Raw genomic sequence first — 10,568 nt, forward strand, 5'->3', positions numbered from 1 at the left:
ATCAGGAGTATGGACTCGCGCAGCCGCCGAAACTGATCGGTCGGCCGTGGGGCGGTGGCAGCCGCGCCCCACGGCCGCGTCGATCAGCCCGGAGTGACCTGATAGGTCGCCGAGCCGCGGAACACCTCGGCGTGGCGGGCGGCGAATTCCCCGAATGTCGTCGGCGCGATCCCGAACCGCTGATGGGTGGTCCGATCGACATGAGCGGAACCCAGCCGCCGTCGTTCCTCGAACAACTGCACAAAAGCGTCCGCGCGCGGGGGCGGGTAGCCCTTCTCGATCCACTGCCGGCGCTTTTCCGCGGGTGAGACGTCGACATAGCGCACCGGGCGACCGATCGCGGCCGAGATGTCCGCGGCGGCCTCGGTCATCGATATCGCCCGCGGGCCCGTCATGCGATAGGTCGTGTACTCGTGCCCGTCGGTGGTGAGAACCGCGTGGGCGATTTTCGCGATGTCGTCGACGGTGATCGGCGCGAGGGTCGCGTCGCCCAGCGGCAGCCGCAATTCGCCGTGCTCCACGATGTCGGGTATCTCCTCGAAATAGACCTCCATGAACTGGCTGGGCCGCAGTATCGTCCACGGCACGCCCGATGCCAGCAGATAGCGCTGGATCTGTTCGTGGCTGCGGGTCGAGCGGAACTTCTCCGAATCCCAGCGCGGTCCCTCGTCGCCGCCCAATTTCACGATGTGCCCGATTCCCGCCTTCCTGGCCGCGTCGATGAAGGTGACCTGTGTCTCCAGCATCAGCGGGCCCGCGCCGGAGATCATCAGCACACGATCGACGCCATCGAGCGCGTTCTCGAGCGATTCGGGCCACAACATGTCGCCCACCGCGATCCGGACGCCCGGCAATTCCGCCAATTCACCCGCTCGGGCCGGGTCGCGCACCAATGCCCGGACCGGATCGCCGCGCCGGGCGAATTCCCGGATCACCGCCGCGCCCGGCCGGCCGTTCGCTCCCGTGACCAGTACCGTCATGTCATTCACCGTGGGCGAGGCCGAGTTTCGGGCGGGCCCAGGTCGCGAATCGCTCGATCGCGTCGGTGGATTCGGCCGAGTTGCCGGCCGCCATCTGGAAGGTGTGCAGTTGCCCGGGGAAGATGTCGAGCCGCACGTCCACACCGGCTGCTCGCGCTTTCTCGGCGAACCGCGCACTCTCGCCGAGCAGCGTCTCGTCCCCACCCACCTGAATGTAGGTCGGCGGCAAGGCATTCAGCTCGGCGTGCAGTGGGCTCGCGAACGGATCCGTGGGGTCGGCGCCGCTCAGGTACGTGCTCGCCAGCGCCAGGACGACGTCCCGATAGAAGAACTCCTCGGTCTCGCGATTCGTCTCGAAGGTCTTGTCGCCGACCGTCATATCCACCCACGGCGACATCAGGAACAGGGCGGCCGGGGTGGGCAGGCCCGCCTCACGAGCGCGCAGGATCGCCGATATCGACAGATTGCCGCCGAGGGAATCGCCGGCGATCGCGATGCGGCCGGGATCGATCTCCCTGCCGAGCAGCCAGCGGTACGCCGTGAGGGCGTCGTCGAGCGGGGCCGGATACCCCCGTCGGCTGTACTCGACGATCAACGCACGCACCCCGGTGGCTTCCGCCATGTGGGCGAACAGCTTTCGGTGTGTGTAGATCGATCCGCTGACCCCGCCCCCGCCGTGCACGCCGAGGATCACATGCTCCTCGGAGCTGCCCTTCGGGATCGCCCACAGCGCGGGCAGGCCGTGCACGTCGACCGCGAGGTAGTCGACCCCGCCGGGTTCCGACGTCAGTCCGGGCCAATATCTTTCGACCCGATCGCGAACCCGGTCGGGCGCCTGATCCGGATCGGCCACGGCGGCCGCCATCATCGCGCGCCAATGATCTCTGACGATTTCCGACTTCACGGTCGTTCTTCTCCCTGCCGTCCATACCCGGGTGTTCATCCGGTCGGGATGTAGACCAGCGGCAGGCGCGGAAGGAATCGGCCGCGGGCCCGATTCCTCTGCGGGGGTTCGCGAGTCCATTCATCGACCAGCCGCTGCCCACCGCAGCGGACCCGTTCGCTGTTCCAGGAGGAATTCACCATGCAGATCGCCGTCATCGGAACCGGCTTCGCCGGACGCACTCTCGCCGCGGGCCTGGCCGATCGGGGCCACGATGTCGTCATGGGCACCCGCGACGTGGCGGAGACCTCGGCGCGCACCGAACCGGATCGGATGGGCAACATAGGTTTCGCCGCCTGGGCCGAGAACCGGCCGCCGATCCGGTTGACCACCTTCGCCGAGGCCGCGGCCGGCGCGGAACTGGTCGTCAACGCGACGGCGGGGCACGGATCCGTCGACGCGCTCACCGCCGTCGGTGCGTCCAACCTCGCCGGAAAGGTCCTGTGGGACATCGCGAATCCGCTCGACTTCGGCCACGGATTCCCGCCGGTGTTGTTCGTGAAGGACACCGATTCGCTGGCCGAGCAGATTCAGCGAAAGTTCCCCGCCGCCAACGTCGTCAAGGCCCTCAACACCATGTTCGGTGATCTGTTCGTCCACCCGGAGGCGGTCGCGGACGGTGACCACTCCGTCTTCGTCTCGGGCGATTCCGCCGAGGCGAAGCGGACGGTCACCGACCTGCTGGCGTCCTTCGGCTGGACCGACATCATCGACCTCGGCGGCCTCGACAGCGCCCGCGCGACCGAGATGCTGGTCCAGATCCGGCTGCGCCTGATGAACGCGCTCGGCACGCCGCTCACCAACTTGAAGGCGGTGCGGTGAGGACGAAATGAAAGTCGATCAGCAGGACTGACTGGCGCGGGAGTCCGGCGGGAGGGCCGAACGCCGGATACTCCGTCTGCCGACGGCCGGTGGTTTCGTGTAGCGGCGCTCGGCCGCGCCGGCCGACCGGTCGAGCCCCGCCGCGGCCAGTGCCCGCGCCTTGAACGCCCGCGCCGCCAGGCTCGGCACAAAGTCACGTTGCGCGAGGACAGCGCCGAGTTCGGCCGGTCGGCCCGGTCCCCAGAATGTGAGGTCCGATCGCCCGCTGGTGAGCGTCGCCAGAGCGCTCTTGTGGACCCGAGGGTCGATCTCGAAGAGCTCGGTCGCGACCGCCACCGCGTGCGGCCGGGCCTCCGGCGCCGGCGGCGGCGCGTCGCACGGCAGTTCGGCCAGCTCCGCCCCGAGAATGCTCAGCGGCCGCGGGTCGGCGGCCGTGGGAACGAAGACGGTGGTGTCCCAGCCCGCCAGCACCTGGTCGAACACCCACCCGCCGAGATACTCGACCACCGCCGCCGGGGTGGGCGCGACGATCGCCAGCCGGTATCGCAACTCCGATACGCGTGCAGCCATTGGACGAGTTCCTGTCAGTCCGAGGCCGGGAGGGCTTTCGCCACCTTGAGCGCCATGGGTTCCCCGTCACATGACAGAGTCCCGGAACCCGAAGCGACACACAGCAATTCGATGTCTCCGGAGGAGTCGACATAGCGCTTGCCGACCACGGTCGCAGTCGCGCCCGGTCCCGCCGGCGCCGGCTTGCCGGGCCCCGCAGGCGTCATCGGCACGCCACCGCACTCGATCACCGGCTGCCGATCGGCCGGAACCCGGACCACGACCACCCGCGCCGAACAGGCGGCACTGGCGAGCTGGTCGCCGGCACGCAACGAAATCGCCATCGTGTCGAATCTCCTTTTCGCCCTGTCGATCTCGACAAACGGGCGGTTCGAGCGGAAGAATGTAGTCAATTGATGACTTCGACGTTACGAAGATCACGAGCCATAAGTCAACGATCGACTACCACACATACTGTGATACCGATCACACGGCGCCGCTGATCTATATTCGAGGTTCGCCGAGACACGGCCCGAGCCGGATGGGATGCCATGACAGACACCGACGCCGCCGCCGACGGGCGCCCGATGCGGCGCCGCGACGCGGTCGCGACCCGGCAGTCCCTGCTCTCGGCGGCCCGCACCCTGATGGCCGAGCGCGGCGTGGCCGGTGTCAGCACCCGTGAGGTCGCCGCGACCGCCGGCGTCAACCAGGCCCTGGTCTACCGCTACTTCGGATCCAAGGACGAACTGTTCGCCGAGGCCGCCCGCGATTCCGCGATGCACTCCTCGGACTTCTTCCACAACACCCCGCTGCCGGACATAGCCCCCGCCCTGCTCGGCTCCACCCGCGACGACGAGGCCCACGCCACGGTCGCCCGCTACCTGCTCGCCGCCAACGACGACGTCGTCCGCGAGATCCTCCGCGGCCGCATCCAGGAATATTTCGGCGCCATCCTGGCCGCCCGCATGCCTGCCCCCGACGCCGCCCTGCGCGCGGAACTCCTGGCCGCCCTGGTAGCGGGCATCGGCTTCCTCCGGGACCGGATCCAAACCGGCGAACTAGCCGCCGTCGACGACACCACCCTGCACGCCTACGTACGCCGGATGATCGCACCGCTGCTGGAACCGGAGTAACCGGCCCGACCTCGCCTCGACAATCGTGACCGTATCCGGAGAACTCGATCGACAGAAAGGTAGGGAGCAACTGATGAACCTGGCCATTTCCACCACACTGCACACCGACCTCGACGACGCCCTCGAACGGACTCGCCGCGCCCTGGCCGAACAGGGATTCGGCGTATTGACGGAGATCGACATGGCCGCCACGTTGAAGGCGAAACTGGGCGCGGACATGGAGCCCTATCGAATCCTCGGCGCCTGCAACCCGGCACTGGCCCACCAGGCGGTCGACGTCGACCGCCGAATCGGACTGTTGTTGCCCTGCAACGTGATCGTCCGCCGCGACCCCTCCGACAGCGCCGCCGTCATCGTGGAAGCGATGGACCCGGACGTGATGGTTCAGGTCACCGGCGAGTCCGGCCTCGAACCGATCGCGGCGGAGGCTGCCTCCAGACTCCGCGCCGCCATCGATACCCTGGATGCCGCCCGCTGACGCCGCCGCAAGGACTTTCAGTCACTCGTACTCCCGCCGGGTAGAGTCGTAAGGTCCGAAAAGCAGGCCACTTGTTTCGGGATCGCTCGCGCGGCACTGTTTTCTCGTTGCGGCTACCGCGTACGAATCGAAATACCGGCCGCAATGTCAGGAGCGAATCGGCCGATCGTGAAGGGCGGCGAAACGAGATCGGAGGGATGCGATGAATGTCGATGATTGGGCCGGTCGGCTGTCGGAACTGGCGTTGTCCGAAGGCTTCACCGTCGCGGTTGCGGAGTCCCTGACCGCGGGCCGGCTGTCCGCGGCGCTCGGGGCCGCCCAGGAATCGTCGAGGTGGTTCCGTGGCGGTATCGTCGCTTACAGCGCCGATGTGAAACATCGCCTGTTGCGTGTCCCCGATGTTCCGGTTGTCTCGCGCACTGCGGCACAGGTGATGGCCGAAGGCGTTCGCGATCTGCTGGAGGTCGACTTCGCGGCCGCGGTGACCGGAGTCGGAGGGCCCGGCAGCGAGGACGGCGAACCCGCCGGGTCGGTGTGGTTCGCGATCGCAGCCGAGCATCGAACCGCGGTGTGGCACCGCCATTTTCACGGCGACCCCGCGTCCGTGCTGGAGCAGACGATCGAATTCGCGGGGTGCCGGCTGGTGTCCGTCGCCTCTGCGGCGGACGACGCATAGTCCCGCGTCCGCCCCGTCTTTGGCCGAGCTACAGGTTCACGGCCGGAATACGCTCCGGATGCGGCCGCCGTGCTTGTGCTTGATGATTCGAGCATGCCGATCACGCTCTCGTGGTCAGCAGTACCCCCGGCTGGAAGTTGACCGGCAGATCGTTCAGTGCCGCGGTTTTCCGAGCCGAAACACGCTCTTACGCGATCCTAACGGCTGAGGTCACCCGGCGAAACACGCCGGCTCGATGCTCGATCCGTCGCGGACGGGAGACTTCCCGGACCGCTGGAATCGCGAGAGTGGAGGCGTCCATGGTGAGTCTCGAGGCCGGGGCGAGAGCTTCCGAGAATGACGCGGACGAAGCGGCGCTGGCCGCACTGGGATACCGACAGGAATTGACCAGGTCCTGGTCAGGATTTTCCAATTTCGCAATCTCGTTCTCGATGATCTCGATCCTGTCGGGTTGTTTCACCAGCTTCGGGCTGGGCTGGAACAACGGGGGCTCCGTGGCCATCGCGTGGGGCTGGCCGATGGTCTCCATTCTGATCCTGGTGATCGGGCTCTGTATGTCGGAGTTGGTATCGGCGTTCCCGACCTCCGGTGGGATCTACTGGTGGGCCAGTAAACTCGGCGGGCCGCGGGCCGGGTACTACACCGGCTGGCTGAACATGATCGGCCTGCTCGCGGTCACTGCGTCGGTCGCGTACGGCTGCGCGTCGTTCTTCGACACCGTGGTGGGGACCTTCAGCCAGAGCTGGGCCGACGGCTACAGCCTGACTCGCGTCTTCATCGAGTTCATCGTGATTCTGGCGCTGGCCGCGACCGTCAACATCTTCTCCTCGCACCTGCTGGCCATCCTCAACAACCTCTCGGTGTGGTGGCACGTGGCCGGCGCGGCGGCGGTCGTGGTGATCCTGCTCGCCTTGCCCGACCACCACGCGAGCCTCGGTGCGGTGTTCACCCACACCGTGAACAACACCGGATTCTTCGGCGGCTCCACCGGTGGCGCCGGCTTCCTGCTGTTCGTGCTGCCGATCTCGATGATTCTGACCCAGTACACGATCACCGGCTACGACGCCTCCGCTCACCTGTCCGAGGAGACCAAATCGGCCTCCCATGCGGCGGCCAAGGGCATCTGGCGATCCATCCTGTACTCGGGGATCGGCGGCTGGATCCTGCTGCTGGCCTTTCTGTTCGCCGTGCAGGACGAGAACGGGCTGACCAAATCCAACGGTGCCATCCCGGCTCTGCTGAAACAGTCCCTGAGCCCCAACTGGACCGGCGCGGTGTTGATCATTTCCACTGTCGGCCAGTTCTTCTGCGTCTTCGCCTGCACGACCTCGACCTCGCGCATGATGTACGCATTCAGCCGGGACCGGGCGATTCCCGCCGCCGGTACCCTGTCCAAGCTGAGCGGCAAGCACGTGCCGGTGGCGACGGTCCTCGTCACCGCAGTGATCAGCGTCATCCTGACGCTGCCGGCACTGGTCAAGGTGGACATCAACGGATCGCCGACTCCGGTCGCCTTCTACGCCGTCGTGTCCATCGGCGTGGTCGGCCTCTACCTGTCCTTCGCGATCCCGATCTTCCTGCGCTGGAAAGCCGGCGACTCGTTTCCGGCCGGGAAGTGGACCCTGGGCTCGAAATACAAATGGATGGCGCCACTGGCGGTGGTCGAGATCCTGGTCACCTCGGTGATCGCCATGTTCCCGACCGCGGAAGCGGGCGCACCCTGGTCGCCGGACTTCGCCTGGAAGTTCGTGAACTACACCCCGATCGTCGTGCTCGGCGCCCTGGTCCTGTTGTGGGCCGCCTGGCATCTGTCGGTCAAGAAGTGGTTCACCGGGCCCAGGACCACGATCGACGCCTGACGGAGTGCCGACCCCCGCGGCCCGGCCGTTCCCGGCACCCCACTTCGAGGCCGCTTTGCGGATTTCCATGCATCGATGAGGTGAATGCTTACGGTCTCCATACGCGACTCGATGGCAGCATGAGCCTTCGGATTTCCATATCGGTGGGATGCGCGGGGGGATGCCAATGCGGGCGGCAGCCGAGTTCGATTTCGCGGCGCTCCGTCTGCGCGGCGGTCTGCCGGCCCGGGACGACACACCGGGCTGGATCAGGTTTCTCGCGATACCGGCGGTCGTGCTCGCGGTGGTCACCGCCATCGTGACGGCGGCCGACGCCCGGTCCGCCCGCGGCGGTATCGAGGTGATCGGTGGCCACACCGCACCCACCGTCGCCGCGACCGAGGACCTGTCGTTCGCGATCGCCGACATGGACGCGCAACTGGCTTATATCGTTCTGGCGGGCAGTGATCCAGCGTTGGCTGCCGTGCGCGACACGGCGGTGCGCGGCTACGAGCAGCGCCGCATCCAAGCCGATGCCGACCTACAGCAGGCGATGACCATCGCCGACACCGACGGCGCCGTCCAGCAGATCCGCGAGATACTCGACCGCTTCGGCACATACGAGGCCCGCGCCGCCGACACCCGCCAACTCGACGAGATCGACCAGGGTGGCGCCGGGAGCCCGTCTGCCCGCACACTGGCGGATTTCCGGACGGCCACCGACCTGATCCCCGACTTGCTTTCGCGCGCACAACAACTCGCCGACACCAACAGTGCGGTGCTGGAACGTTCCTACCACGGCAGCGTGCACGCCGCGACGACCGCGCGAATCCATCTCGCGCTGCTCGCGGCGGCGCTGCTGGCCACCCTGATCGGCCTCCAGATTCTGTTGCGAGTGCGGACCCGCCGCCGTATCAACCCGGCACTACTGGCCGCCACCCTGCTCGCCGCGGTGGGAACGGCCGGTGGAATCCTCACGAATTCCATTGCCGTACAACAACTCACCGTCGCCAAGCCGCAGGCATTCGACTCCCTGCTGGCCCTGCGGCAGGCCCGCGCGGTCGGCTACGACGCCAATGCCGACGAGAGCCGATACCTGCTCGACCCGCAGCGCCGCGCCGGATATGAGACCGCATTCTTCGCCGAATCACAGCAGTTGGCCGCCCTGCCCGTATCCGGCATCGACGACTACGACGCCGCCCTGAACACTGCCATTGCGTCCCAGACCCATTCCGGCGCAGCCGATCCCGCTAACGCCCCCTCGATCGGCGCCGACTCCTTCCTCGGAAAGGAACTGCGCAACATCACCTTCGAGGGTGAACGCGCGGCCGTGACGCGGACGCTGCTCGCCTACCAGACGTACCAACTCGACGATCGCCGGTTGCGTGCCACGACCGACCCGGCCGCCGCGATCGCCTACTGCACCGGCCCGTCCGATCAGCACTTCACCGCCTACGACCAGGCACTGGTCGCCACCATCGACATCAACCAGCATGCTTTCGCCGCGGCCGTCGCGGAAGCCGAGAGGGCCTACTCCGGCTGGACAGGAGCGCTACCCGCCGGCGGCGCCGTCGTCCTGGTCCTGCTCGTTCTCCTCGGCGTCCGCCCCCGATTGGCCGAATATCGTTGAGGCAGTTCGACGCCCGGAACTGTATGTGTCGTACGGCTGTTTGCCCACAGCCGCCGGCCTGAGCCGAGCAGGGCGGGCCTACCGTAAGGGCCACTACGGATTCGAGCCGGTCAGGCCGCCCCATTTCTCGCGCGCACGCTCGCCCGTCGACCACCGTCCTCGTGGCACCGCCGGAGACCGTGTGCACGCGCAAGGGTGCGCGCAGTCACAGTGCGCCTTTCCGCAATGCAGTGTGCGTTCGCACCGGTAGGCTCGGCTGCGGAGCCGGGCCCTACGTGGAAGGCCCGAATGTGTTCCGCCCCAAGCATTCCGGCAGCCAACCGGTGTTCGCCGGCCTCGAGGGTGAGGCCGCTTCGTCGGCGGTAGTAAAGTCATGTCAAGCCATTGCTTGGGTAGCGTCGCCGCCGCGGCGTTGATGCCGCCGATCCGAAATGGTTATCCGTCACTTAGATCACGTCTCACATGGGTGTGATTCGTCTGCGGTGCGTCGGGTTCGGTTGTGCTGCATGATGTTCTGTCGTGGTGGATGCGTTGTCGCTGCGGTTGGTGCCGGATGAGTTGTGGGAGTTGGCCGAGCCGCTGCTGCCGGAGTTCCGCCGGCGCCCGCAGGGTGGTGGGGTGTCGCCGGTGGATCAGCGGGCGGTGTTCACGGCGGTCGTCTATGTGCTGACCAGTGGTTGTGCGTGGCGGATGTTGCCGCCGACGGCGCATCGCCGGTTAACGGTGTGGACGAAGGCGGGGTGTGGCGGCGGTTGCATCGGGCGGTCCTCGACGAGCTGGGTGCAGCCGGGTTGGTCGACTGGTCGAGGGCGGTGGTCGACGGGGCGAGTGTGCGGGCGAAAAAGGGGGCGGCCTGACCGGTCCGAATCCGACGGATCGGGGCAAGCCCGGTTCCAAACTGCATGTCCTCACCGATCGAGCGGGAATCCCTCTCGCGGTAGCGGTTTCGGGCGCCAACGGTGCACGACTCGCAAGCATTGAAGCCACTGGTGAAAACGATCCCGGCAGTCCGATCGCGACGCGGTCCACGCAGACGCCGACCGGACAAACTGCACGCCGACAAAGCCTACGACCAGCCCGAACTACGGCGATGGCTGCGGCGGCGCGGGATCGCAGTCCGTATCGCCCGCAGAGGAATCGAGTCCACCGAACGCCTGGGCCGCCATCGGTGGGTGGTCGAACGGACGATCTCGTGGCTGACCGGGTATCACCGGCCGGCAATCCGCTACGACCGCAAGGGAACTCACTACCTGGGATTCCTGACACTCGCCGCCGCGCTCACCGGCTTCAAGAAGCTGGCCAAAGCGAAAACCACAACCATGTGAGACATGGTCTAAGACCGTATCTCACGTGGATGATTTCGCGAGCTTCTTGAAGCCGGTGAGCGCGGCGGCGAGGGTGAGGAAGGCGAGGAAGTGGGTGGCCTTGCGGTCGTAGCGGATGTTGAGCCGGTGGTAGCTGGTCAGCCAGGAGATCGTGCGTTCGATGACCCAGCGGTGCCGGCCGAGTCGGTCGG

11 protein-coding genes and 1 pseudogene are annotated in these 10,568 nt (G+C 67.0%); 7 read left to right on the forward strand and 5 right to left on the reverse strand.

Translation table 11 applies throughout. The features are described from left to right. Positions 1-83 precede the first annotated feature (83 nt). Together NRB56_RS22200 and NRB56_RS22205 are read right to left on the reverse strand one after the other, a co-directional pair. Positions 84-980, reverse strand: coding sequence for an SDR family oxidoreductase (locus NRB56_RS22200; protein WP_153345112.1), 897 nt, complete (start codon positions 978-980; stop codon positions 84-86). Between the two features lies 1 nt (position 981). After that, the gene (locus NRB56_RS22205) at positions 982-1,884 is read right to left on the reverse strand and encodes an alpha/beta hydrolase (RefSeq protein ID WP_194290934.1); all 903 of its coding nucleotides are present in this window, start codon (positions 1,882-1,884) and stop codon (positions 982-984) included. 180 nt (positions 1,885-2,064) lie between these two features. On the opposite strand from NRB56_RS22205, the gene NRB56_RS22210 reads away from it, so the two are divergent. Beyond that, positions 2,065-2,745: an NADPH-dependent F420 reductase gene (locus tag NRB56_RS22210; protein ID WP_153345114.1), complete on the forward strand. Its 681-nt coding sequence runs from the start codon at positions 2,065-2,067 to the stop codon at positions 2,743-2,745. An 18-nt stretch (positions 2,746-2,763) separates the two neighbouring features. On the opposite strand, the gene NRB56_RS22215 is transcribed toward NRB56_RS22210, so the two are convergent. Together NRB56_RS22215 and NRB56_RS22220 are read right to left on the reverse strand one after the other, a co-directional pair. Next, the gene (locus NRB56_RS22215) at positions 2,764-3,315 is read right to left on the reverse strand and encodes a hypothetical protein (protein WP_153345115.1); all 552 of its coding nucleotides are present in this window, start codon (positions 3,313-3,315) and stop codon (positions 2,764-2,766) included. Positions 3,316-3,329: 14 nt separating this feature from the next. Further along, on the reverse strand, positions 3,330-3,638 hold the full coding sequence (locus NRB56_RS22220; RefSeq protein WP_194290935.1) for a hypothetical protein: 309 nt from the start codon (positions 3,636-3,638) through the stop codon (positions 3,330-3,332). A 207-nt stretch (positions 3,639-3,845) separates the two neighbouring features. Here NRB56_RS22220 and NRB56_RS22225 point away from each other — a divergent pair, with 207 nt between their 5' ends. The 6 genes and pseudogenes from NRB56_RS22225 (at position 3,846) to NRB56_RS22250 (ending at position 10,377) form a co-directional block, all read left to right on the forward strand. Next, positions 3,846-4,430, forward strand: coding sequence for a TetR/AcrR family transcriptional regulator (locus NRB56_RS22225; protein ID WP_153345116.1), 585 nt, complete (start codon positions 3,846-3,848; stop codon positions 4,428-4,430). A 73-nt stretch (positions 4,431-4,503) separates the two neighbouring features. Next, positions 4,504-4,908, forward strand: a complete 405-nt coding sequence (locus NRB56_RS22230; protein WP_153345118.1) for a DUF302 domain-containing protein — start codon at positions 4,504-4,506, stop codon at positions 4,906-4,908. 202 nt (positions 4,909-5,110) lie between these two features. Beyond that, on the forward strand, positions 5,111-5,584 hold the full coding sequence (locus NRB56_RS22235; RefSeq protein WP_153345120.1) for a CinA family protein: 474 nt from the start codon (positions 5,111-5,113) through the stop codon (positions 5,582-5,584). A 299-nt stretch (positions 5,585-5,883) separates the two neighbouring features. Continuing rightward, positions 5,884-7,443 (forward strand): amino acid permease, encoded by a 1,560-nt coding sequence (locus tag NRB56_RS22240; protein ID WP_153345122.1) that lies wholly within the window; start codon positions 5,884-5,886, stop codon positions 7,441-7,443. Between the two features lie 166 nt (positions 7,444-7,609). Then, on the forward strand, positions 7,610-9,052 hold the full coding sequence (locus NRB56_RS22245) for a hypothetical protein (RefSeq protein WP_153345124.1): 1,443 nt from the start codon (positions 7,610-7,612) through the stop codon (positions 9,050-9,052). Positions 9,053-9,583: 531 nt separating this feature from the next. Beyond that, positions 9,584-10,377, forward strand: a pseudogene (locus NRB56_RS22250) (IS5 family transposase). 21 nt (positions 10,378-10,398) lie between these two features. Here the strand turns inward: NRB56_RS22250 and NRB56_RS22255 are convergent. Then, positions 10,399-10,568 (reverse strand): transposase (locus NRB56_RS22255; RefSeq protein ID WP_153345125.1); only part of this gene is annotated, 170 nt, incomplete at its 5' end.

Origin of the sequence: Nocardia aurantia (assembly GCF_009604425.1) — a bacterium.
Taxonomy (GTDB): Bacteria; Actinomycetota; Actinomycetes; order Mycobacteriales; family Mycobacteriaceae; genus Nocardia; species Nocardia aurantia.

Bases quoted from the DNA above. Each gene is read 5' to 3' on its own strand.
- NRB56_RS22200 (WP_153345112.1), bottom strand. From the start codon at position 980: ATGACGGTACTGGTCACGGGAGCGAACGGCCGGCCGGGCGCGGCGGTG.
- NRB56_RS22210 (WP_153345114.1), top strand. From the start codon at position 2,065: ATGCAGATCGCCGTCATCGGAACCGGCTTCGCCGGACGCACTCTCGCC.
- NRB56_RS22215 (WP_153345115.1), bottom strand. From the start codon at position 3,315: ATGGCTGCACGCGTATCGGAGTTGCGATACCGGCTGGCGATCGTCGCG.
- NRB56_RS22220 (WP_194290935.1), bottom strand. From the start codon at position 3,638: ATGGCGATTTCGTTGCGTGCCGGCGACCAGCTCGCCAGTGCCGCCTGT.
- NRB56_RS22225 (WP_153345116.1), top strand. From the start codon at position 3,846: ATGACAGACACCGACGCCGCCGCCGACGGGCGCCCGATGCGGCGCCGC.
- NRB56_RS22230 (WP_153345118.1), top strand. From the start codon at position 4,504: ATGAACCTGGCCATTTCCACCACACTGCACACCGACCTCGACGACGCC.
- NRB56_RS22235 (WP_153345120.1), top strand. From the start codon at position 5,111: ATGAATGTCGATGATTGGGCCGGTCGGCTGTCGGAACTGGCGTTGTCC.
- NRB56_RS22240 (WP_153345122.1), top strand. From the start codon at position 5,884: ATGGTGAGTCTCGAGGCCGGGGCGAGAGCTTCCGAGAATGACGCGGAC.
- NRB56_RS22245 (WP_153345124.1), top strand. From the start codon at position 7,610: ATGCGGGCGGCAGCCGAGTTCGATTTCGCGGCGCTCCGTCTGCGCGGC.